This window comes from Paenibacillus sp. J31R98 (assembly GCF_056269245.1).
The window spans coordinates 357,202-380,889 of the sequence record NZ_JBWDNO010000002.1; the positions used below are offsets into that span (position 1 = coordinate 357,202).

Consider the following 23,688-nt stretch of genomic DNA (forward strand, 5'->3'; position numbering starts at 1 on the left):
TGATTGTTGCTGGCGCACATGCTAAATCCTGCTTTGGACTCTAATCAACATCAAACCGCTTATAAATAAGATAACAGAACCCAGATAGAACATCAGATCAAGCGTGAATAGATCGATTAAGAATCCACCAGCCATGACAGCAGCCCCCGAGAATAATGAAACACCGACGTGGTACCGGCCGATTTGTTCCCCTCGCCGTCCTTCTTCCGTCATATCGGCAAGAAATGCTTTCTCGCAGGTTCGCTGCATCGCCCCGAATGCACCCATCGCGATTTGAAGAACATACACTTGCCATATACTTGTCACTAGAGGAAAAATGAGAAATAATAGCGCTGTTCCCCACGCAGATAACAATAGAAACAACTTCCGCCCATAACGATCCGAGGACTTTCCGAACCACCAATTCAAGTAAGCGGAGCAGAGCGTAAACAAGCCATAAGCGATTCCATATTGCGTAAAGTCGCCGCCGATTTCCTTCACGAAGATCAGATAGAACGGAAATACGATACCAGAGCCGAACGTCATGATGCTTTGTGAAATCATCATCAGCCTCATCATCTTATTCATGGGCATACCTCGCATAAAATTCATTTTGGAACCTAAGATTCGGATCCTCGAGCTTCTTGGCAGCGAAGAATGCATCCGTGTGAGGATATGCGGCACGCAGTTGACGATCATCCGCATACAGCTGATAAGGAAGATAATAAGTACCGTTCTGCTTAAGTGCCAAGTCAATCAGTTTTCTCGTGGAAGCCTCGAACTTCTTGGTAGATGAAGCTGACCGCTTGTTATTAAACAGGAGTACGAAAGCAAAGCTGTCGCTCTTCGCATAACGGAGAACGGACTCTTCATCTCTCGGTACATACCGCACCGTAATATTGAGCAAATTAAGGTTATCCTCGATTAAGATTGCTCGAAAGCCATCAACAAATGGTTTAAATTGATTGATTGGTACAAAATACTCCTGAAGCAAATCAGTTCGCTGCGGATCCGCGTATTCCATGAATTTGGCATCGGGACGCATCGCATTGTTGCGGGATATGAGCTTGCCTTCACTTAGAAGATACCCTTTCTTCTGCAGTCGCCAAACAAGAGACTTGCCCCAATCGAACTTGCGCGATAATCCGAGTGCAAACTTCGCTGTTCCGGCTCCCGCAGCATTCTCATGACGCAGCTTCGTCAGCTTATCTGTAAGTGGATCATCGGTCTTATCATAAGTCGTTACAAACATGTCCGTTAAGTAGGCTTCCGGAGCAACGGATAACCGCGCAATCATCATTGCTGTTAACGGGTGATTTCGAACTTTATTCTCAAAATAATCTGCAAACGCTTCATATTGAATCGGTACCACATGCTGCTTATAAAGTTCATCTTCGGTTAATGACAGCGTTACGTCTAAAATAACTCCGAATAACCCGTAACCGCCAATCACTGCACTGAACAAATCGGGATGACTAGTTCGGCTGACTTCGATGACTTGCCCCTCTGCATTCATCAAACGGAACGACTTCACCGACTCAATGAATGGACCCTCATGAATATCGCGGCCATGTGCGTTGACGCTCATCGTTCCGCCGACTGTGAACAGATTCTGAGACTGCATAATCCGAAGCGACATGCCGAGCGGATTGATCGCTGCCTGTACTTGATCCCAAGTCGCTCCGCTCTGGACCGTAATCTCCTTGCTTGCTTGATCAATTCGAAGTACGCGATGATAGGGAAGCATATCGAGAACAATCGCATCCTTGGCAAACGTTTGACCTCCCTGGCTATGTTTCGCGCCGGATACAGAGATCGGCAAACCACGCTGCTTCGCCTCTGCCAAAGCCTCTCGAATGTCCTCTGTATTGTGAATATGTACGGTTTTGAAGATCCGAACCTCCATCAATCTGCTGACATCAGAGGCATATTCGTTATGCGGCATGCCCGTCCGGATGACAAGGGAACCCGCGAGCAGCAACAAGTAAACAATAATCGCAGCGGTATATATAACGGCTCTATTATCCTCGAATACCTTGCGTATTAATGGTCCGATCCGATCACCGCCTTCACCTGCTTCATCATGACCTCCACAAACTGCTGTGCAGCTGGAGGAAGCTTCTCGCCATCTCTCATATACAGCACGATTGGATTAAGCAACTCTGCTTCATCTGCCACATGAATTCTCGCCAGCTCTCCCCTTGCGATTGCTCGCTGTGCTTCTAGTGAAGAGACGAACGAGATGCCGAGTCCGGCTGCCACCGCATGAAGCGATTCGTGAACACCGCTCACCTCAATCGCTGTCTCTGGTACGGCTATTCCATGGATGCGGCAAAGCGCTAGCAGCCTCTCGCGTGCCGCACTGCCTTCCTCGCGCATAATGAATGGCTCTGTGAACAGTTCGCTGAATGGAACGGTTTGACCTGCTAAGGCATGAGCCCGCGAGGAGACGAACCATAGCTCATCCTCAAGGATCACCTGCCGCGTTAATCCCTCTCGCGCTTCCCCGCTTCCTCCGATCACCGCTATATCCGCTTCGTATTGATACAAGGCTTCCATCGCGTCATTCGCATTTCTCGTGACCATCGTTACCGATACGGCAGGGAAGTCATGCTTGAATGACGCAAGCAACTCCAGCAACAGGAAATTCGCCGGCAGCGATGTCGCGGCGATTCGCAACTTGCCTACGGTACCGTCTCGAAAAGATGCCATATCGCGAACAATGTCCTGCTCTAGAGCGAACACTCTGGAAGCATGCGCGGCTAGCCGTTCTCCCGCTTCCGTGAGCAGAATGCCTCTCCCTCTCGGAGCCAGGAGTGTTACGCCAAGCTCCGCAGCCATATTGCGGACATGTGCCGTTACGGCTGGCTGGCTGATGCAGAGCAGCTCCGCAGCTCTCGTCACGCTGCCGGTCGTTGCAACATGATGAAATACAATTAGCCCATAGAGATTCATTTTCTATCTATGCCTCCGTCCACTACCTCTTCCTCGATTCATAATCTCACATTATCAATTACGAATTTATATGTATTAGTATTATAGATCATTCCAACTTATTGTAGGTAGTAGAACGACTCCAATCCAGACAGTCGTGACAAACGATCCAAAAGGAGGATCTACACAATGAGAGCAGCATGTATCATCTGCAATACGACATACGAGATGGACACTAGTCCCATGAGGTACACTTGCAGCTGCGGCGGTCTTTTTCAGCTCGTACACGATTTTAGCAGAATTGACGCAGAGCAGCTAAAGCGGCAGTTTCATGAGCGCCGCGCGGAGCGCCATACCCTGTCTGCAAGCGGTGTATGGCGTTATAAGGAGCTTATCGCGCCAGAGCTGCCAGAGCCGTTCATCGTTACCCGCAATGAAGGCAATACGGGATTATACAAGTCAGAGCCCGTGCGGACATTCACTGGCGTTAGACAGCTGTGGCTGAAAGCACAGAGCGAGAATCCGAGCGGTTCCTTCAAGGATAATGGGATGACCGCTGCCGTGTCCCATGGGCAATCTCTTGGCTATCGCAAGTTTGCATGCACATCTACCGGGAATACCTCATCCTCGCTCGCGATGTATGCGGCGACCGCCGGCCTCCCTTCCGTTGTGCTCGTTCCTGACCGCGAGGTCGCACTGAACAAAGTGCTGCAGACACTCGCTTACGGCGCACAAGTTCGAACATTCACCGGCACTTATGATGACGGAATCCGTTGGCTCGATAAGCACGCGGAAGCAGAAGGCATATATGTGTGCAATTCGATTAACCCGTTCCGAATTGAAGGTCAGAAGAGCATCGTATATGAACTCGCTCAGGATTTGAATTGGACGCTGCCGGACTGGATCGTGCTCCCCGGTGGTGCGCTAAGCAATGCGTCTGCACTAGGTAAAGGGCTTCTCGATCTGCACTCGCTCGGGTTCATTGACAAGCTGCCGAGAGTAGCGGTCATTCAAGCCGAAGGCGCAAGCCCGTTCCACCGGATGGTTGCGAGCGGCGCCAATACGCTAACCCCGGAAGCGAAGCCTTTCACGGTGGCGTCGGCGCTCAACATCGGCAACCCGCCGAGCTGGCGCAAAGCACGTGATGTGCTGCAGCTAACGAACGGAGTCACAGCGGCTGTAATTGACACGGAAATCATGGAAGCGAAGCTGCAGCTCGACCGCTCAAGCATCGGCGCCGAGCCCGCGTCTGCCGCTGGCGTCGCCGGTCTGCGCAAGCTAGTGAAAGATGGCACTATCCATCCAGATGAGACAGCTGCCTGCATTGTAACCGGCCATCTTCTCAAAGATTCCGATGCACTCCGTACGTATCTCGATATGCCTGCAGGCATTCAGCATGTCCAGCTCCTTTCTTAATAAAAAACGCACCTCCTGAGCGGATGCCAGGAAGTGCGTACTTTATTAATGCTGAGTCGGCTGACCGGTGGGCAGCGTTACGGTAATGGTTGTGCCAGCATCTGCTACACTGCTCGCAGTCACAGTCCCATGATGCATATCGACAATTCTTTTAACGATAGACAGCCCGAGGCCGCTTCCTCCTAATTTGCGGTTACGCGACTTATCCGCCTTGAAGAAGCGTTCGAAGATGTGTGGCAGATCCTCTTCGGAGATTCCTATTCCCGTATCTGTTATGGAGACGATCGCTCCACCGGCTGTCTGCTTCACTTCAACACTCACGGTGCCGCCTTCAGGCGTAAACTTCATACTGTTCGCGAGAATGTTCATCCACACTTGCGAGAGCAGCTCATTATCCCCTGAGATCGTCACTTCTTCGTCCAAGTTGACATCCATAACGATATTCTTCTCCATCCAGAGCGGTTCGCAAGCAAGAATCATCGACCGAACCTGCTGATCGAGACGCAGCGGCTTCAGCTTCGTTGGCTCCTCCCTCGCTTCAAGCGTCGTCAGCTTGAGGAGATTGTCGCTCAGCTTGGATAGCCTTGCACTCTCATTCTCAATAATGCTTGCGTAATGATTACGCTGTTCGTCATCGAGACCTTCGTGCTGCAGCGCCTTGGCGAATCCGCGAATAGAGGTTAGCGGCGATTGAATCTCATGTGAGACGTTGCTGATGAACGTCTGGCGCATCTGTTCCAAGTGGCTCAGCTCAGCGGCCATATCGTTAATGCTCGCGGCAAGCTCGCCGAATTGCGGGATTTGCTCGGATTTGGCAATCGATACCGAGAAATCCCCCTTCGACATGCGGCGGATCGCGTTAATGTATACCCGAGCTCCATCCCGATGCCGCCATGGCCGACCGATCAGAAGCAGAATAATAAACAAGAGCAAGAATCCAAGAAACACCGTGAACAACTGCTGCGGCAAGCCGCGATACAAGCTAGGCGCTTCCTCTTGGATAAACAGCGCATAATCCTTACCGCTGCTGCTCACCTTCATGCCCGCTAGTGCGGTTCCTTTGACAAAAGGATTCGACCGCTTCAGCAGCTCCACTGTCTCCCCGCGTTCAAGCACTGCCGCAGTTGCCTCCTGAGAAGGCAGGCTGCCAGCATTCTCCGCATCGCCGTAAGTCTTCACTTTCCCTGCTGCATCGACTAGTACAATCCGGTAGCCGTATCTGCTTGCAGCCGGCAGCAGCACATCCTTCCATTCACTGCTTGGCTTGCTAGCCATAATGTCCGAGATGAGCTGCCCGTCATGCACGAGCTGCGCCGTTAAGGCCGAATGATTATGCTTCTCTTTGTAGTAAGATATCGCCGTGTAAGAGACCGTGAACGTGGAGTAGATTGCAAAATTCATGAGGATGAGGCCCGCGAGACCTGCCAGTATTCTTTTCCACAGAGGCATCTCCATACGCTATACCTCCAGCCTGTATCCGAGGCCGCGGATCGTCTGAATTCGGATTCGGCTCCGCTCCTCTGGAAACTTCTCGCGAAGCCGCTTAATGTGGACATCGACCGTCCGCTCGTCGCCTTCATAGTCGTAGCCCCATAGCTGTTCGATGAGATGCTCGCGGGAGAAGGTTTTGCCCGGATAACTTGCAAGCTTGAAGAGCAGTTCGAATTCCTTCATAGGCAGCGTCATTGTCGTGTCATCCATCGTAATGGCATACGTCGAACGATTGAGCTGCACGTTACCAACGGTAACCGTATGTGAAGTCGCAATCCTGTAACGCTTGAGCAGAGCTTTCACTCGAGCGACAAGCTCCACCGGCTCGAACGGCTTGACGAGATAATCGTCTGCGCCTAGCTCGAACCCCTTCACTTTCTGGCTGGTCTCACCTTTCGCCGTAAGCATGAGCACTGGAAGCTCGGTCGATTCACGAAGCTCCCTGCACAGCTCCCAGCCGTCCATCTTCGGCATCATCACGTCGAGAACAGCAAGGTCAACCTGCGTGTTCTCTAGAATGCGGAGCGCTTCCTCGCCGTCGCCTGCCTCGACAATTTCAAAGCCTTCACGAGAGAGAAACAGCCGAATAAGCTCGCGAATATGGGGATCGTCATCGACGATTAATAGTTTCGTCATCTTAAAGTTCATCTCCGGTTGTCGTTAGAATGGCAAATCATGCACTTAATATACGGCCCGATCATGAACAGAATATGAACAGTCCAATCCATCTTACCAATACTCGGCAAAAAGCAAAAGAAGCCTCAACCTGCAGCTAGCAGGCTAGGCTTCTTGACCATAATATCGCTACGAGTTCTGTTCGTACGCCCTCAATATACTGCCATTAGGGTGCGGCTTCTCAAGCAATCGCAGCAGCTCCGCAGCTACATCTGACGCCTGGCGTAGCTTCCCTGTCTCGTGGCTCTCTTGGAAGAAGCGCTGCAGCGGGAACTGCTCTCGCTTCTGCCCGCGCGCAGTTACTTGCATGGCGGTTTCCACCATGCCGGGATCGAACGCGAAGGCTTGGATAGGACGCGCGGCATCCCGCTGCTCATCCGCGATACAGCGAGTAAGCATATTGAGCGCCGCTTTGCCGCTGCAGTACATACTCATGGACGGCGCGGAATATTCGCCCAGACCTGAGGTTACGTTCACGATTGTGGCGTGGATAGGCAGTTCCTGAACGAGCTTGATGAACCGGCTGCATAGCACCATTGGCGCGAGCAGGCTTGTCTGCAGATGCTTCGCCATCTCTGCGGATTCCAGATCGGATAGCGGCCCTAGCGGTTCCAGCATAGCTGCGTTATTGATGAGCAGCAGTTCCTCCAAGGGCTGAGAGCTGACGGAATTGGCGATAGAATTGAAGGTAGCTTCCACCGCTGCAGTATCCGCCAGATCACAGGGGAGGAAGGTGAATGCTGCTTCGCGACTAAGAAGTTCTCCCGAAGATGTCCGCGCAATTCCATATACCTGATAATCTTGCTGGACAAGTGCTTCTGCAATGGCTTCCCCTAATCCGCGCGAAACCCCTGTTACGATTGCTGCTTTTGTTCTGCTCGCTTGCATCTCGTATTACGCCTCCTTAGCTCCTGCTAGAATGGACGAAAGCCTCGTCGCTTCGCTTGGAACAACAAGCGGTCGATGCTGTATGCCGCTCCAACGCCTACGGTGTATCGAATCAGATCGACAACCAGAAAGCCATGACCAAGCACAAGCGCCCCAAGCGTCGTTTCACGAATTCGGTTTATCCAGTCTGCTTGATACAGCTGGCTGATTTCATCTAGATAACAGAAGCTGAGGCTCATGATTGTAACTACACGAAGCCTCAGCTTATAGAAGCAGAATCGGAAGCCTAAGTAGATCATGCTCGCCCACAGCGCATCTCCCGCGTGCTCGGCAATCCATCCAGGCATAGCCTCCTGGTAACGTCTGACGGCAAGGCCTGATACAATCACCACTCCCGCCGCAACGAGATACAGCCAGCGTCTAGTATGGAAGATCGTCGAGCCTTGACGTTGACTCGGCTGCTTTCTCTTTTTTCTTGCCGACAAACTCAAGCACCTCCAGCAAATCCGGCGGCTGCAGGAGCTCCACCGGCGACATGCTGCGATCGAACTGGAAGCCGTCTCCTTCGATAAGAGCAATATAACGACCGTTGTAGGTTGCAAAATGGATCGATTGGCCGAATTCGGCAAGCGGCCCTTTGACTGCCCAATCGCCCAGCTTGAACGCCACGCTCAAGTTAGGCTGCTGTTCAACAAGCCGTTCCGCTGCGGCGACAACCCGCTCCTGCGGCCAAGATTCCTGCAGCTCCCGCTTCTCGCTCGCGGCCCATACCTCGAATTGCTGCGCTTCCTGTTCGCGCGCTTCGCTCGCATGACCTTGCCATTTATCCTCCATATACTCGTGAACCATCTCGAGCATATGGTCGCTCATCAGCTCCGGCATCGCCTTCTCATAGCTCACGAACCGGAGGAAATCCTCGAAATATCTGGCATGCGACGCTTGGTGGATCTTCATCTCCCAAGGCTCAAGCATCCCATCTTCCGGCATGAACGGATATTGAATCGACTTCATATTCCGCGCGCTAATCGCCATCTCGACATGCGAGATCAAATTATGCTCATCCGTAATCCGTGCAATCTTCGGCTCAAAATCACACTTGAGCACGAACAGAAGCGGCTCGTCCGTATGCCGGTTCGGCGTCGCATGCACGACGATGAAGGCGCCGCCTCGAACGGCCGCCGCTTCCATGTACAGCCGAACAAGCTCATCGGCGAAGCCGTGGAACTCTTGTGCGGATGCAGACTGGCGAAGACGCTGAAGCGTATTGTAGTTCGGATTGCTGTCCAGCTCGTAGCCTGGCTCCACGATAAACCGGCCGATCTTCGTCGGAGCGGATTCCGTGGACGGATGGCGCTCTGCTTTTCTTTTGCAAATGCGGGTAAACTCGCCGTCCAGGAACGACTTCAGCTCACTATCTGCGTAATCGTAGCGGTCCAGCGTCTGAAAATGTTTAAAGGTCTTGGCAGCGTTATTGTCGCCGCCTTCGCCTTGAATCACGAAGAACGATAAATACTCGACGATAAAATCCATTGATGCGGCTCCTTTTGTAAGTACATTAAGACACTAGTTTAGCATATTTCGTTTTCGGATAGATACATGCTTCTAGTTCGGGGAGCTGCAGATTCGGTTCGTTTCCGCATGAATGTATCGCAGCAATGCCGCGAGATCGCCCAGCCTCTTGTCATTATCCGTATAAATTCGTTCAGGGCGAAGCTGCTTGATCCATATCGCTTCTTGAATGATGCTGTGCCATTGCTCTGGAATGACCGTTAGTCCATATTGACCAGCTTGAACCTTGCTCTTAATACCATGTTCTGAAACGGTGTAGAGCTGTCGTAGCATGCCAAGCGCGCACCAATCGACTGCTTCATCCAACTGTCCGCTCGAGAAGCTTCCCTTACTCGCTATGAATTGCTCTAACCGCTCAATCCAACCTAACCAATAGCTGTTCATATTCTCGATAACATAGCTCACCAGCGACTGCGAATCGAGAATGTAATCCATCGTTTGCTCAACTCCCGCGACGCGGATGCCGTGATGCTTCAGAGTCCACCATGTGATCGGATTCCAATCGGCTCCAAATCCGTTCGTGTGAAGCTGTTTGTTGTAGAAGGTTAGAGAATAACGGTCTGCGCTGTACGGCTGGCCCAGCTCATGCGCGAGCAAGTACATACCCATGATGTCGACCTCAGGGAACTCCTGCTCCGTCTCCTCATGCGCCTCGCGGATTGCTTTGATGTCCGTATCAGCTGGCTTCACACGAACAATAGCTACAAAATCGATATCGCTCGTACCGTCAATATAATCGTCTAACGCGACCGAGCCATACAGATAGATGGACTCGATGAGAGAAGTTCTGCTCTGGAGCGCACGGGCTAACTTGCTCATCTTTCGCTCTACGGATGGGTGTAACATGTTTCCGATGCACCTCGCCTATTGGAAAATGCTCTGCTGATGCCATCATAATGCCTGATGCTTAGGCGATAAAGAGAAAATATGGCTTGCGAAATTTTCATATTATGAAACCAGACCGAATTCTTGTAACGCGCTAATCTGGAAATAAAATGTGTCGTTGTTCTTTACCATCCATGCAGGCATGTCGCTAGCATCTATAGTCACGTCGTACATACTCCAATTAATGATCCAATGGAAAAGAAGCTCAGGCGGCTTCGTATTGCGAATAAAGTAAAAATCGTATGAACCCAATACCACCCCCAGCTGTCTATTCGTAGTCCAGCCAATATTATAGATTTGCTCAAGCAATTGCTCGGATATCCAGCCTTCGCTTAGCAGCGGCGGCAGCGGGTCGCCGTGTTCTCTTGCGATGGCGACGTTCGGATCTGCGTCGTCTGAATAATTCAAATACGAATCGTCCAGCGCGAAGACGACGAATTCGGCCCACAATTGATGATCCTGGCCGACGAAGCTCACTAAGTAGTAGCCGGGACCATTGTCGAAGGTTAGTTGTTTCGTAAAAGATGGGCCGTCTACTACAAGCTGCTCGGCTCCAGAGTTCGTGAATTTGCTTATAACAATCTGCATGCTGGATGAGGACAACAGTTCGCCTTTTACCTGGAGCGCGTTGCCTACTTTCACGGTTTCGAAGCCGCTCGCGGGCTCATTGATCTGTAGATGCGTTTTGCCTTCATCGGTCATGTAGATGGGCACCGTCACTCCTGCCGGAATGCGGCGGAGTATTGCTAGCTGGATGCTCTCACTAGGAGCCAGCGAATGCTTGAGCTTCAGTGGATTGTTCCCTGGACGCAGATGCACGGTGTACGTCAGCCGATTGTATGTACGGCCGTCTTGTACGATAGGCGTGGTTGATAATTGACCTTTCACCAATTGAGCGTATTGAACGGATTGAACTTGTGCCGGATAGAATGGTACCAGCTCTGGTGCCGGTAACCCCTGCTCGACCAAGATTGAGAAGGTCGATGTTTCTTGATCGGTTGCCCATTGCGATGATTGCTGTTGATACCATAACTGACTCCATTCGAGACGGATCTCGCTTCCGGATTTATTCATCGTGAAGCCTAGATTGGCGAGTGCGACGGCTGGCAAGTAGATGCTGCCGTTGGATAGGAAGGGCTTCGGAATAGAGGGAAGCAGAAGCGTTCCATTCTCATGATATAACTGGCCCTTTCCGATTTGGAAAACGATGTCGGTCCATTTACGATTTATCGCCGGGTTAAGCTGGATATGCACTTGCCCCTTCAGCGCATCCCAACTTACATGTTTCACAGTAGAACTGCTCATCAAGGTACGCAGCGGGATAAAGACGCGGCCTTGTCTTAGAATCGCCTTGCTCGATTGAATGTTCTGATCGTTGAGTACAGCTCCGGGCTGCTGCAAGCTCATAGTTAATAATGACTTGAAGCGATAGAACTTCGCGACATCCGATAGGGGATCGTTCTGTACGCCATCAGGCGCAGCAGGCGTTGGAGCGGCGTAAGCGCTCATATTGAAGGTAATGATCACAGATAGGAAAATAATTAGGCTGATGAGTTTCTTTGGCATTTGAGTCCTCCTAGTTCGTGGAAAATTACACATGTAATTTCCTATATTTGGACGCAGGAGGAGCGTGATTAGTTGCGGGGAGTTGGAATTTATAAGCTGACAGTTTGCCGCGAGGGAAATCTCAGTACAAAAAAAAGCAGAGAAAGCCCCTGTTAAGGGAATTTCTCTGCACGCATACTTCTATTGCCAATAAAGAAGAGCTTCACAGGCACTTCTTTCACTCTTATCACTGGAAAGTCTGCCAATGTGATGACTTACAGGCTTCACTTTCACCTAAACCGCCAATTTACAGGCAATGTAGTGACCCTCAGGCTTCTCTTTTGCCGCAAACACTTATTTTCAAGCTATGTGGTGACCTACAGGCTTCTCTTTGCCGGAACAGTCAGCTCTCGCCGAAGCAGCACCTAGCGCTAGCGAGCGTTACGTTCAACCAACCGCCACCGGCTGCTCCGTTACGAGCGTCGTCAGCTTGCCGCTGTACAGCAGCTTCAGCTTATGAAGCGCACGCGTGCAGGCTACATACAACAGCTTCGCGTCATTCGCGCCGAAGCTATCCGCATCGGCATCGGCGATGAGCACGGCATCGAACTCGAGCCCCTTTGCCAAATACGCGGGGACGACGGTTAATCCGCCGCCATAAGCCTCTTGCTTGCTCTCGACGAGCGAGCAAGGCACACCTGCTGCTTGCAGCTGCGCGGCAATCGCCGCACATGAACGGGCAGTCCGCCCGAGCACAGCCATCGTCCGATAGTGGCCGGAAGCCTGCCACTCCTTCACGGTTTGCACAACTCCCGCGAGCCGGTCGGTATCCGACCCCGCATCGATCACATCCACAGCCTCGCCGCTACGGAACACGGGGACAGCCGGCTTCACGCCGTCGCCCATGCCGCCGAGCACCAGGTTCGCAAAGTCAATGATCTCCATCGTCGAACGGTAACTCCGATCAAGCTCGAAATAACCCGTGTCCGCTTCCGGAAACAGCGCGGTTTGCTCCTTCCAGCTGTGAATGCCGGCATAGCCGTGAATTCCTTGCTGCAAATCGCCGAGTACCGTCATGGACGGCTGACGTTGGCACTGTTTCAATGCTTCAAGCTGGAAAGGCGAATAGTCCTGCGCCTCATCAATGACAATGTGATCATATGGCGGCTGCTCGTTGCCGTACATTCGAAGCTGAATGTACACGAGCGCGGCAAGATCCTCTGGGAGTATAACCTTCTTTTTGAGCGATTTAATCGTATCCTTGCATGCCTGAACCCCAAACAGCTCCTGCGCAGCCGCTTCGCCAAGAAGCGAGCTGTACAATTGCGGTGCTGTAAAGGAAGGAATTTTCTTCGTATATGCATTTAACTTCGTGTTCAGCTTCGACTTAAGCGTCTTGTCCGTGAGCCTGCGTGTTTTCCACTCCGACTCCAGCCAGCGCTTCAAGCGGCTGACCAGTCTCGCATGTCTCTTCATATAAGGCTCTTTGCTATCATCGGTCGAGAGCCATTCGATGATCATCGCCGGCGTCACCTTCCAACCAGCCATCGGCTCGAAGGATTCTTCCGGAATAAGCGATGATTCGGTGAGCGTAAGCTTCGCGTCAACCAGCTCTTTGAAAGCAAGACTGCCTTTCAAGCGGCTCGTCGAAGTATCCATCTCTTCTCTCGTGCGCGGATGCTCGAACCAATACGTAAACGGGTCGAAATCCTCGTCGAGACGAACGGCTCCTTGCAGCTGCTCAAGCGCCCAATCGGCAAATGTCGTCTGCAAAATATCGCCAACGCCCAGCTCCGGCAGAACGCCGGAAATATAGTCAAGGAACATCCGGTTCGGCGCAAAAATAACCATCCGATCCGCGCGAATCGCGCCTGCATAACGGTACAGCAAATACGCGAGACGATGGAGCGCAACGGTTGTTTTACCACTGCCGGCTACCCCTTGAATGAAGACAGCTTTGTTCTTGTCTGTCCGAATAATGCTGTCCTGCTCTTGTTGAATCGTCGAAACGATGTCGCGCAGCTTGTTGTCCTTGCTCTCTCCGAGCCGATAAAGCAGGAATTCGTCAGTGACGGATTCTTCCTCCTGCCCTCGAACATAGCTGTCGACCACTCGCTCAAGCTTCCCTTCGCGCACCATCAGGTTGCGCTTGAGATGAACGGTCCCTTCCACGTCGCCATCCGGCGATTCGTAAGTGACGGGCGCTTCCCCGCCGCTGAACGCGTAGAATAAGCTGGCTACCGGTGCGCGCCAATCGACGACAAGCACTTCGTTCGACTTCTCATGGGCGACGCCAGCTTTACCGATGTAGAGCGGTTTGGGATCAGGATGAACGACTTCTTGAAAGTCAATCCGGCCAAAATACGGCTCGCGATGCGCAACCTCCAACCTTTGCTGCCGCTGTTCACGTTGAATTTCGAGCATTTGCTCAGTAAAATCATTGCCGGTGTAACGCGGTCCGATCGTACGAAGCTGCTCCCGAATGTGCATCAGCACTTCTTCAACCCGTGCAGCCTCTTCTTGAAAGGCACTTTGAACGGTCATGTCAGTTACCTCCCTCTGCGACTTCAAGCCTGATTGTTGCTAGCAGCTCCCCCGCATTTCTGCAATAGAAGGCGGCGAAAGCCGCATTCGCATGCGGCTTGGTCTGTTCGTATAAATAATGGCGTATAAAAGCTCCGTTCACGGAGCACGAGTGAACAATATAGCATATCAATCTGTAAGTGTCAATTCATACCAAGTCATTCCAAAATGTTACAGCATGTACCGAATTAACAAGCAAACCAGCGCGACGTGAAGTACCAGCATGAGGGGCATCCCAAGGGAAAAAGCGAGATGCTTCGTCTTATGCCGAAACATCCGCATCGCAAAAACGCCTCCAAGCGAGCCTCCGAACAGGCTCATTCCGAGCAATGTCTTCTCTGGTATCCGATGCCTGCGGTCCCTCGTGGCACGCCGCTTATCGATACGCATTAGATTGAACACGTAGATGTTCATAATGATGAGGTAAAGGACGAATATTTTTATAAGCAGTGTCATTTTGAGCTTATTTCACTTCTTTCCATACAGATTAGTGCGAATCAAGCTTGCGGTCGTGGCTTCACGCGGCTTGTCGGCTGGGCCTCAAGCGGATTGTCCGGCCAATAATGCTTAGGATACCGACCTTTCAAGTCCTTCTTCACTTCAAAATAGGTGTTCTGCCAGAAGCTTGCCAAGTCCTGCGTCACTTGCACCGGCCGCTGCGCCGGCGACAGCAGATGGATGGTAATCGGCAGCTTACCGCCTGCAATGCGCGGCGTCTGCGCAAGACCGAACAGCTCCTGTAACCTAACCGCGAGCACTGGCGCCTCCGGATTGCTGTAATCGACAGGAATACGAGAACCGCTTGGCACTTTGATATGCGTCGGCACTTCATCATCAAGCTGCGAGCGCTCCTGCCAAGACAGCATCGACTCTATAATCTGCGCCATATTGAGGCGGGCTAGATCAGAGCGATTGCGCGTACCGCCTACATAAGGGCCGAGCCATTCAGGAAGAGATCCAAGCAGCGCTTCCTCGGAGACATCGGGCCAGCTCGCATTGTGCGTATGCATAAGCGCAATCCGCGCTTGCAGCTGGCGAGCTTGCTTCGTCCAAGGGAGTATATCCAGTCCTTTCTCGGCGATGCCGCTGAAGAGCGCCTCCATAACAAGCTCATGGTCAGCTCCTTCGAGCTGCGTATCTTTCAAGATAAGCGCACCTAATCGTACGCGCCGCCGAGCCCGCACAGCTCCAGCTTGACTGTCCCACCGAACATCCGCCTCATCGGTAAGCTGATCGGCGAAGTGCCGCTCAATCTCAGCGAGCGTGATCGGCGCGCCGAGCAGGATGCGGCTGTCGCTGCCGCTATCCTCGAGCTCCGCAGTCGCGAGGTACGTCGCGCTGGAGAGCGGCTGCAGCTCCTGCACAGCCGCGCCTCGGCCGCTGCGCAGCAGAAACCGGCCGTCGCCTCGACGCTGCGCGATGCGATCCGGATACGCGAGCGCGAGCAGCAGCCCGGTCGCGTGAGCGTCCGTGTCCGCGGTGGCTGTCGCTTGCCGCGGCTTCGGCGCAATGCCAGCGGCGCGCATCCACTCGCGCGCCTCCGCGGCGAGCCGCCCCAGCACGGCGGCGTCCGGCTGCTCGCCGCCGGCGGCGCGCCCGCGCAGCGCATCCACTCGCAGCCGCATATCTATGCTGCGCGTCTGCCGAAGCAGATCGCGGTCGCCGAGCAGCGCGGCCAGCTCGCATGCCGCTTCGCCAAGACCGAGCGGCTTCGCCACGAGCACCATATGCGCGAGGCGCGGATGCATGCCGAGCTCGGCCATCGCTTTGCCGTGCGCAGTCGGCTTGCCTCCCGCATCAAGCGCGCCAAGCTCGCGCAGCAGCTCCAGTGCCTGCGCATAAGCGGCCGCCGGCGGTTTCGTCAGCCACGCAAGCTCCTCGAACGGATCGGCGATGCCCCAGATCGCTAGTTCGAGCGCGAGCGGCGCAAGATCTGCGCTGAGCAGCTCCGGCTCGCTCTGCGGCTGCAGCTGCCGGTGCTCCTGCTCCGTCCACAGCCGGTAGCAGACGCCTGGCGCTTCGCGCCCGGCACGCCCGCGGCGTTGATCCGCCGAGGCGACCGACACCGGCACGGTTTCCAGCCGTGCCATGCCCGTCCGCGGCGAGAAGCGCGGAACGCGGCTTAGTCCGCTATCGACGACGATGCGGACGCCGCGGACCGTGACGCTCGACTCCGCGATTGTCGTCGCGAGGACAATTTTGCGCTCGCCCTTCGCAGATGACGCGACGGCACGATCCTGAGCCTCCGGCGATAGTGCGCCGTATAACGGAACGACTTCCGTGCCAGCCGGCAACGCCGCCGATGCGCGAAGCAGTCCGGCAACGCGGTGAATCTCGCCCGCTCCCGGCAGAAAGACAAGCGTATCGCCTTCATTCCGATGCACCGCTTCCAAGACCGTGCGCGCGACCGCATCTTCCACGCGTCCGCCGCCATGCAGCTTAGGCTGCGCCGCATAATGCGTCTCCACCGGATAAGCGCGCCCTTCGCTCACGAGAAGCGGCGCACCGCCAAGCAGCTCCGCGACTGGCTCTGCTTCCAGCGTCGCTGACATGACAAGCAGCCGCAGATCGTCGCGAAGTACCGACTGCGTCTGCAAACATAGCGCGAGTCCAAGATCGCCATGCAGATGGCGCTCGTGGAACTCATCAAAGATAACAACCCCGACACCTTCAAGCGCCGGGTCTGCTTGTAACATGCGTGTTAATACCCCTTCGGTGATCACCTCAATCACCGTTGAAGGTCCTACCTTCGTATCCATCCGAACGCGGTATCCGACCGTTCCGCCGACCTGCTCGCCAAGCGTTGCCGCCATGAACCGCGCTGCTGCACGCGCCGCCAATCGGCGCGGCTCCAGCATAAGAATTCGCTGGCCTGCCAGCCATGGCGCGTCAAGCAACGCCAGCGGTACTCGGGTCGTTTTCCCTGCCCCGGGCGCCGCTACGAGCACAGCCGAGCTACGCTCAGCCAGCACCTGCTGAAGCTGAGGCAGCAAGCCGTCTATTGGCAGCTCGCCTTGCTTATGTATTTGTTCTTTCCGATCATCCATTCCATGAGTCCCCTGTCCAACGAATCGAATTCGTATGTTCTATTATAGGGACTTTACGCTTTCAACGTCAAAACCCCATTCATCACTCGATCGTCAGCCCCCCAATGTGTATCCCCCCGGGTCACTCTGCTGCTCGTTTCTCTGGTTCCCCCCACACGTGTATCCCCCAGGGTCACTCATCTGCTCGCTTCTCCGTTTTCCCCGACATATGTATCCCCCACGGTCACTCTTCTACTCTTTTCTCCGATTTTCCCCGCATGTATATCCCCCAGGGTCACTCTGCTGCTCGTTTCTCTGATTTCCCCCCACATGTGTATCCCCCAGGGTCACTCTGCTGCTCGTTTCTCCGATTTCCCCGACATGTGTATCCCCCAGGGTCACTCATCTGCTCGCTTCTCCGTTTTCCCCGACATATGTATCCCCCAGGGTCACTCTTCTACTCTTTTTCTCCGAGCTCCCCCACATGTGTATCCCCTAGGGTCACTCTCCTGCTCGTTTCTCCGATTTTCCACCAATGTATATCCCCCCCGGGTCACTCTGCTGCTCTTTTCTCCGATTTTCCCCGACATGTGTATTACCCAGTGACACTCTTCTGCTCGGTTCTCCGTTTCCCCCCACATGTGTATCCCCCAGAGTCACTCTTCTGCTCGGTTCTCCATTTTGACCGACATCTGTATCCCCTAAGCTACTCCCTACTTCCAAACACGGTTCCCGCAACTTTTCCCAGCAAGTCTTCGTCCAGTTCTATAGTCATTATCTGGAAAGGAATGGTCATATGAAGAAACTAGTTCTCATTTCACTCATCCTGCTCCTTCTATGTTCCTGCAGCAAGGCATTTTCGACAGAAGCCTGGCAGAGCAACCCGCAGAACAGAAATAGCATGGTTCAAGACTTAACCAGCAAGTACGAGCTCGAAGGAATGAAGGAGTCCGAAATAATTGATTTACTGGGCAAACCAGAGCAGATTGTAGATCAGCCCGAACGACAATTCGTTTATCTCTTGGGTAGAGCTGGCTTAGGTGTAGACGACAGCTTGCTGCGACTTACATTTAATAAGAACGGTGAATTGGAGAGCCACGCGATAACGCAAGATTAAACAAAAAATGCCGTGGAGCCTCATAATAGGCTTCCACGACACTCGTACACTACTCGCTCCGCACACCTGACTTGCCCATCCCGCCAATTAGCTCTTCCGCCTGCTTCATCACTGTCTCAACCGTCTCAGCAGCAGTACGCTCGCCTGCTAACCGCAGCCCTTGACCTGCCCATAGCGACATATACTCGGGTTGATTTGCCTTTGCAGCGGCTTGGCGAATGTCTCTCGTCATCGCATTCTGAATCGGATATTCTGGCACTTCCTCTTTGTAGGCACCCATCTCACGCATAAATTCCGTTTGAATCCCACGCGCGGCTTTGCCTGAGTAGACATAGGTAATCTCGGTTGAATCCTCGTGAGCGGACAGAATCTTCTGTTTGAACGCAGCATGTGCGCCGCTCTCCGGACAAGCGAGGAACGCCGTGCCCATCTGTACAGCGGAAGCGCCAAGCGCAAGGCTCGCAACAAGCCCCCGTCCATCCATGATGCCGCCGGAAGCAATGACCGGAACGGACACCTGGTCCACGATTTGCGGGACGAGAGCAATTGTGCCGATTAAGGACTCCTCTGCTCTCTTCAAGAACGTGCCGCGATGTCCGCCCGCTTCGCTTCCTTGCGCCGCGATCGCATGGACCCCGGCTGCTTCCAGCTTAATAGCTTCCTCTACGGTTGTCGCTGTGCCGACGAGGACGATTCCCTGCTGCCTCATCGCTTCCAACAGTTTCGCCGATGGAATGCCGAAGGTGAAGGTAAACACAGGTATATTTTCCTCCAGCAGCACTTTCGCTTGCTCTTCGAAGCTTTCTGCATATTTCGGGATTGAAGGGTTAGCGTCTATTCCGAGCTTTTCACGATAACCATTCAGCACATCATTCATCGTTGCGATCGTTTCTTCTGACGCATTCGGCTCCTCCGGAACGAATAAGTTCACGCCAAAAGGTCGAGCTGTAAGCTTGCGAATCTCGCGGATCGCACTGCGAATCTGCTCCGGCGTCATGTATCCCGCTCCGAGGCTGCCCAATCCGCCTGCGTTCGAGACAGCTGCCACCAACTCAGGCGTCGTCGGGCCACCGGCCATTGGCGCTTGAATAATCGGATGCTTGATGCCCAGCAAGCGCGTTAAGTTCGTTTCCAGCATATTGAATGCCACCTTCACTCTCATCTACTAGTGCCCAACCAGCATCATAACGGCAAAAATCAACCCAGCCTCAATGATCTCGCTTACCGCTCCATACGTGTCGCCAGTCAAACCGCCAAGCTTACGAGACAGCCAGCCGCACGCGATGCTTCCCAGACCAGCCATAATAACAGCTTGGACAATCAGCGTTAGCCAAATACCATCCCATGCAGATGAAAAAATAACGACAACGACGCAAACGAGCACCAACTGAACAGTAAGTGCAGCAGCCGCGTGGCGCAAGCGAACTTCCTTGAACAAGGATGCCATCCCCTCGTTCGGGCGAGCGAACGGCCATAGCACCATCGCAGCGACGATCCACAGCCGACTCCAACTGAACGCGAGCGCAAGGAGCGGTGCAACCGACTCCCAATCGGGGCGCTCAGCAAGCAGCGCAGCCAACGCCGAGAATTTAAACAAGAACAGCAGTACTGCCGCCAGTACGCCCATCGCTCCGACACGACTGTCTTTCATAATCTCCAGCATGCGCTCACGTGGTCGATTGCTGAGCACGCCGTCAGCGGTATCCATGAAGCCGTCCACATGCAAACCGCCGCTCAGCGTCGTCATCACAATCAGCACGAGGACAGCTGCAGGCATGCTCGGCACATGTCCATTGAGCAACCATGCAAGCGCTGCGACGATGCTTCCAATGACAAGTCCAGCCAGCGGATAGTAAGCGACGCTTCGTGCGAGCACTTGCGGAGTGAACGGGAGTGCGGCAGGAATAGGAATTCGGGTCAGCAGTTGAAATGCCGTGCCTGCCGCTTGCAGCTGGTCTTTCATAAACTTTGCAATCATGCCGCCCCTCCCACGACTATGAATTCAGCCGAGCATAACTTTTTACTCACCAATGTGAAAAGCATGCGCCTTCAAATCGAGCGGAATGCCCGCTACCACAAGCAGCGCTTGCTCGCAGCGCGCAGCCAGCTTGCGGTTCATACGTCCCGCTTCATCACGGAATCGGCGTCCGAGCGGATAAGCGGGAACGATCCCGCTGCCCACTTCATTCGTCACAAGCAGTAGCGGACCTGTGTAGGCAGCAACAGCCTCCACTAGTTGATCGATAACCGCTTGCAGCTTGGAATCGCGCAACTCTTGCTCGCTCTCTTCCTCATCGAGCTTAAGCATCCAATTCGTCAGCCATAGCGTCAAGCAGTCGACGAGCACCGCTTTGCGCTCATGCCCTTCATCTGTACGTGCTCCCGCTCTCTCAAGCTGCATAAGCAATTCCGCGAGCGCATACGGCTCTTCAATTGTCTGCCAACCGTAGCCGGATTGCTCACGCGTAAGCTGATGATACGCCGTGCGCGCAATCATTTCTTCGTCGCCCCAGCTTTGCGAAGTGGCAATATAGATGCCCTGCTTCGCCAGCTTCATCGCATACGCTTCCGCGAATCCGCTCTTCCCGCTGCGGGCTCCGCCGGTGATGAATACCGCCATTCCAATCACTCGCTTCCTGATCTTCTAGCTCTAGCCTCGTGATACCCCGGCGCTTTCGAACGTTGCCATTTCCCGCATAATCCGCTGCGCAGCGTCTATGATATGGAATCCAAGAACGGCGCCAGTCCCTTCGCCGAGTCGCATATCCAGATGGAGCATCGGCGATAAGCCGATGGTCTGAAGCAGCTTGCGATGTCCCTGTTCCTGCGACAAGTGAGAACCGAGCATATAAGCAGCCGCCTGTGGTGCGATGGTTGCGGCAACGAGAGCCGCTGCCGATGAAATAAACCCATCGATGACAACAAGCGAGCGGTTCGCAGCCGCGCCGAGAATAACGCCGACTAGTCCGGCGATTTCGAGTCCGCCCACTTTGGCAAGCACGTCAATCGGATCATCCGCATTAGGCGCATTACATGCAATTGCCCGGCGTACGACATCGACTTTATGGCTGCGGCGTTCCTCATTAATGCCCGTGCCGAGTCCGACCGCCTCATCCGGCGTCATTGAGCCGAGAACCGAACACAGCGCAGCGCTTGCCGTCGTATTGCCGATGCCCATCTCGCCTGTCGCGAACAGCCGATAGCCCTGTTCAACTGCTAGCTTCTCTGTAATCTCATAACCGCTAATGATCGCAGCGAGCGCTTCCTCGCGGGACATCGCAGCTTCCTTGGTCATATTCGCCGTTCCTTTGCGCGTCTTGCAGCTGATGAGCGCTTCATGGCTCAAATCCGCGTTGACGCCCATGTCCACGCAGAACACATCTGCGCCAGCTCCTCGAGCGAGCACATTGACTGCAGCGCCTCCAGCCAAGAAGTTCATTACCATCTGTGGCGTAACTTCTGCCGGAAATGCACTGATCCCCTCTTCGCATACCCCATGGTCGCCTGCCATCACAATAACAGCGCGTTTCGTTAAGTCAGGCGTTATCTCACCGGTGATCCCAGCAAGCTGCCGAACAATCTCTTCCAGTTTGCCTAAGCTGCCAGGCGGTTTTGTTAAGCTGTTCAGGTGGTGCTCGGCTGCGTCTATGCTTTCAGCAACTAACGGAGTAATCCGTGAAGCAATCTCTTGAAGCTGTTTCTCAAGTTCAAGCTCAGGTTGTGTCATCTATATCTCCCTCTCCAATAAACGTGTCTCACTCGGCGCCACAGATGGAGCGAGCAGCAGCTGCGGCACGCCGGTCTCCGGGTGCGGCAGAATAACCGCTCTCGCTCCGAACACTTCCAATATCAGCTCCGGCTTCATTATGGCTGAAGGCGGTCCATATGCAGCCGCTCGCCCATCCTGCAGCACGAGCAGCTCATCGCAATAATGCGCCGCAAGGTTCAAATCATGCAGAACCGCGATGACGGTTAATTGTCTCTCCTGCTGCCATCGCTTTACCGTATCAAGCAGCTGTACCTGATAGCCGATGTCGAGATACGTGGTCGGCTCATCGAGCAGCAGCAGCTCCGGCTCTTGTACCATGACCTTCGCAAGCGCAACCCGCTGCCGCTCGCCGCCGCTGAGCTGGTCTACTTGCCTATTCGCCAGCGAGGTCAACCCCATCGTTTCGATCGCATCGTCAATGAGCTGCTCGCTGTCCCCCTTCTCTTCGCCGAGCCAATTTTGAAACGGGAACCTGCCCATCTGCACCACTTCACGAACTGTGAAAGCAGCTGCTGGAATGCCCCCTTGTTGAAGGACAGCTACCCGCTTCGCCAATTCTTTTCGCTTAATGGAACGAATTGCTTGCCCTTGCAGAAGAACTTCACCGCTTGTCGGCACATCCGTACCTGAGAGCAGCTGCAGAAGTGTCGTTTTGCCAGCGCCGTTCGGTCCAATAATGCCATACATTCTGCCTTTCTCCGCGCTGAAGCTAATATCCTGCACAATGGTCCGTGCTCCGATTCGTCTAGAGACTTGATCCACAACGATCATACGGAAGCACCTCCCCCTTGCAGCACTTTGCGCCGATAGAGCAGGTAAGCGAAGAAGGGGGCTCCGATGATTGCCGTAACGACGCCCAGCGAAATCTCTTTCGGGCTAAGCGCTGTTCGAGCAAGCGTGTCTGCCCATAGTAGATAGATTCCTCCGCCTACCGCAGAGAGAGGAATTATAATCCGATAATCCGGTCCGACCAGCAATCGGATCAGATGCGGTACGACAAGTCCCACGAAGCCGACAACGCCGGCGATGGAGACCGCAACCGCTGTCAACAGCGTGGAGAGGATGAGCACGACCAGCTTCGTCCGTTCCACATTCACGCCGAGATGCCCTGCGTGCCGCTCGCCCATAACGAATAAGTTCAAATGCTGAGCATATCGGAACATAAGCGGCAAGCCAACGATGGCAAAAGGCATAATGAGCTTCACATGCTCCCAGCTGCGCGTACTCAAGCTGCCCATCAGCCAGAACATCACTTCATTCACGACGCCTTGCGACATGGAGACCATGAACGAGACGAATGCACCGAGAAACGCTTGTACAATGACGCCGGACAAAATGAGCGATTCCACATTCATCGTGCCGCGTGCCCGTGAGAGCGTGAAGACGAGCACAAGCGTGACCATTCCCGTGCCAAAAGCAACAAGCGGAACCGACCATAACCCGAGCCAAGCCGTATAGCCAAAAACAATCATAAACGCTGCGCCCACCGAGCACCCCGAGGCTACGCCCAGCGTGAACGGATCGGCAAGCGGATTGCGCAGGACGCCTTGGAAGCCGCTGCCTGCAAGAGCCAAGCAAGCTCCGACGAATACGGCAAGCAGGACGCGCGACAACCGCAGCTGTGTCACGATAGCAATTTCACTAGCATCCCAGTGGGTGCTTGGATCAGACATCCACGGCAGCTGATGAATGAGGATGCCCCAGACATCGGCAAGCGGCAAGCCCGATGAACCGATCGACAAGCTGACGACAATAGATACAGCTAAGAGGAGCATCGCTGCTCCTCCATAAATCGCTAACTTCGCACGCAT

At 53.9% G+C, this 23,688-nt stretch carries 21 protein-coding genes; 2 read left to right on the top strand and 19 right to left on the bottom strand.

The features are described 5' to 3' along the window. Window positions 1-21 precede the first annotated feature (21 nt). Genes AC0YNX_RS10060 through AC0YNX_RS10070 form a run of 3 tightly spaced genes read right to left on the bottom strand, consistent with a single transcriptional unit; the run spans window position 22 to window position 2,934 of the window. Window positions 22-567, bottom strand: a complete 546-nt coding sequence (locus tag AC0YNX_RS10060; RefSeq protein WP_475815553.1) for an MFS transporter — start codon at window positions 565-567, stop codon at window positions 22-24. Further along, window positions 560-1,963 (bottom strand): FAD-binding oxidoreductase, encoded by a 1,404-nt coding sequence (locus AC0YNX_RS10065; RefSeq protein ID WP_475815554.1) that lies wholly within the window; start codon window positions 1,961-1,963, stop codon window positions 560-562. The genes AC0YNX_RS10060 and AC0YNX_RS10065 overlap by 8 nt, the downstream gene beginning before the upstream one ends. A 59-nt stretch (window positions 1,964-2,022) precedes the next feature. Next, window positions 2,023-2,934: a LysR substrate-binding domain-containing protein gene (locus AC0YNX_RS10070; protein ID WP_475815555.1), complete on the bottom strand. Its 912-nt coding sequence runs from the start codon at window positions 2,932-2,934 to the stop codon at window positions 2,023-2,025. Window positions 2,935-3,102: 168 nt separating this feature from the next. On the opposite strand from AC0YNX_RS10070, the gene thrC reads away from it, so the two are divergent. Next, on the top strand, window positions 3,103-4,329 hold the full coding sequence (thrC, locus tag AC0YNX_RS10075; protein ID WP_475815556.1) for a threonine synthase: 1,227 nt from the start codon (window positions 3,103-3,105) through the stop codon (window positions 4,327-4,329). A 45-nt stretch (window positions 4,330-4,374) separates the two neighbouring features. Here thrC and AC0YNX_RS10080 read toward each other — a convergent pair whose 3' ends face one another. The 10 genes from AC0YNX_RS10080 to hrpB form a co-directional block, all read right to left on the bottom strand. Continuing rightward, window positions 4,375-5,784: a sensor histidine kinase gene (locus AC0YNX_RS10080; RefSeq protein ID WP_475815557.1), complete on the bottom strand. Its 1,410-nt coding sequence runs from the start codon at window positions 5,782-5,784 to the stop codon at window positions 4,375-4,377. 3 nt (window positions 5,785-5,787) lie between these two features. Beyond that, the gene (locus AC0YNX_RS10085; RefSeq protein WP_475815558.1) at window positions 5,788-6,456 is read right to left on the bottom strand and encodes a response regulator transcription factor; all 669 of its coding nucleotides are present in this window, start codon (window positions 6,454-6,456) and stop codon (window positions 5,788-5,790) included. 168 nt (window positions 6,457-6,624) lie between these two features. Then, window positions 6,625-7,383: an SDR family NAD(P)-dependent oxidoreductase gene (locus tag AC0YNX_RS10090; RefSeq protein ID WP_475815559.1), complete on the bottom strand. Its 759-nt coding sequence runs from the start codon at window positions 7,381-7,383 to the stop codon at window positions 6,625-6,627. Between the two features lie 26 nt (window positions 7,384-7,409). Beyond that, complete coding sequence (locus AC0YNX_RS10095; RefSeq protein WP_475815560.1) at window positions 7,410-7,868, bottom strand: ribosomal maturation YjgA family protein; 459 nt, start codon at window positions 7,866-7,868, stop codon at window positions 7,410-7,412. Next, on the bottom strand, window positions 7,804-8,913 hold the full coding sequence (locus AC0YNX_RS10100; protein WP_475815561.1) for a DUF3900 domain-containing protein: 1,110 nt from the start codon (window positions 8,911-8,913) through the stop codon (window positions 7,804-7,806). The genes AC0YNX_RS10095 and AC0YNX_RS10100 overlap by 65 nt, the downstream gene beginning before the upstream one ends. Window positions 8,914-8,985: 72 nt before the next feature. Beyond that, window positions 8,986-9,771 (bottom strand): nucleotidyltransferase domain-containing protein, encoded by a 786-nt coding sequence (locus AC0YNX_RS10105; RefSeq protein WP_475815562.1) that lies wholly within the window; start codon window positions 9,769-9,771, stop codon window positions 8,986-8,988. A 129-nt stretch (window positions 9,772-9,900) separates the two neighbouring features. Then, entirely contained in the window at window positions 9,901-11,403 is a 1,503-nt protein-coding gene (locus AC0YNX_RS10110; RefSeq protein ID WP_475815563.1) for a stalk domain-containing protein, read from the bottom strand. A 426-nt stretch (window positions 11,404-11,829) separates the two neighbouring features. Continuing rightward, entirely contained in the window at window positions 11,830-13,926 is a 2,097-nt protein-coding gene (locus tag AC0YNX_RS10115) for a HelD family protein (protein WP_475815564.1), read from the bottom strand. A gap of 210 nt (window positions 13,927-14,136) precedes the next feature. Beyond that, the gene (locus tag AC0YNX_RS10120; RefSeq protein ID WP_475815565.1) at window positions 14,137-14,421 is read right to left on the bottom strand and encodes a DUF1294 domain-containing protein; all 285 of its coding nucleotides are present in this window, start codon (window positions 14,419-14,421) and stop codon (window positions 14,137-14,139) included. A gap of 41 nt (window positions 14,422-14,462) precedes the next feature. After that, window positions 14,463-17,012, bottom strand: coding sequence for an ATP-dependent helicase HrpB (gene hrpB, locus AC0YNX_RS10125; RefSeq protein WP_475815566.1), 2,550 nt, complete (start codon window positions 17,010-17,012; stop codon window positions 14,463-14,465). 880 nt (window positions 17,013-17,892) lie between these two features. Between hrpB and AC0YNX_RS10130 the strand changes: the two genes are divergently transcribed. After that, window positions 17,893-18,108, top strand: coding sequence for a hypothetical protein (locus tag AC0YNX_RS10130; RefSeq protein WP_475815567.1), 216 nt, complete (start codon window positions 17,893-17,895; stop codon window positions 18,106-18,108). 49 nt (window positions 18,109-18,157) lie between these two features. On the opposite strand, the gene AC0YNX_RS10135 is transcribed toward AC0YNX_RS10130, so the two are convergent. The 6 genes from AC0YNX_RS10135 to AC0YNX_RS10160 are packed head-to-tail and all read right to left on the bottom strand — an operon-like array spanning window position 18,158 to window position 23,688. Then, window positions 18,158-19,246, bottom strand: coding sequence for an NAD(P)H-dependent flavin oxidoreductase (locus AC0YNX_RS10135; RefSeq protein ID WP_475815568.1), 1,089 nt, complete (start codon window positions 19,244-19,246; stop codon window positions 18,158-18,160). Window positions 19,247-19,273: 27 nt separating this feature from the next. Next, window positions 19,274-20,086 (bottom strand): adenosylcobinamide-GDP ribazoletransferase, encoded by an 813-nt coding sequence (gene cobS, locus AC0YNX_RS10140; RefSeq protein WP_475815569.1) that lies wholly within the window; start codon window positions 20,084-20,086, stop codon window positions 19,274-19,276. Window positions 20,087-20,128: 42 nt separating this feature from the next. Further along, entirely contained in the window at window positions 20,129-20,728 is a 600-nt protein-coding gene (gene cobU / locus AC0YNX_RS10145; protein WP_475815570.1) for a bifunctional adenosylcobinamide kinase/adenosylcobinamide-phosphate guanylyltransferase, read from the bottom strand. A gap of 30 nt (window positions 20,729-20,758) precedes the next feature. After that, window positions 20,759-21,835, bottom strand: a complete 1,077-nt coding sequence (gene cobT, locus AC0YNX_RS10150) for a nicotinate-nucleotide--dimethylbenzimidazole phosphoribosyltransferase (RefSeq protein WP_475815571.1) — start codon at window positions 21,833-21,835, stop codon at window positions 20,759-20,761. Further along, window positions 21,836-22,648, bottom strand: coding sequence for a heme ABC transporter ATP-binding protein (locus tag AC0YNX_RS10155; protein WP_475815572.1), 813 nt, complete (start codon window positions 22,646-22,648; stop codon window positions 21,836-21,838). Further along, window positions 22,645-23,688, bottom strand: coding sequence for a FecCD family ABC transporter permease (locus AC0YNX_RS10160; RefSeq protein ID WP_475815573.1), 1,044 nt, complete (start codon window positions 23,686-23,688; stop codon window positions 22,645-22,647). The genes AC0YNX_RS10155 and AC0YNX_RS10160 overlap by 4 nt, the downstream gene beginning before the upstream one ends.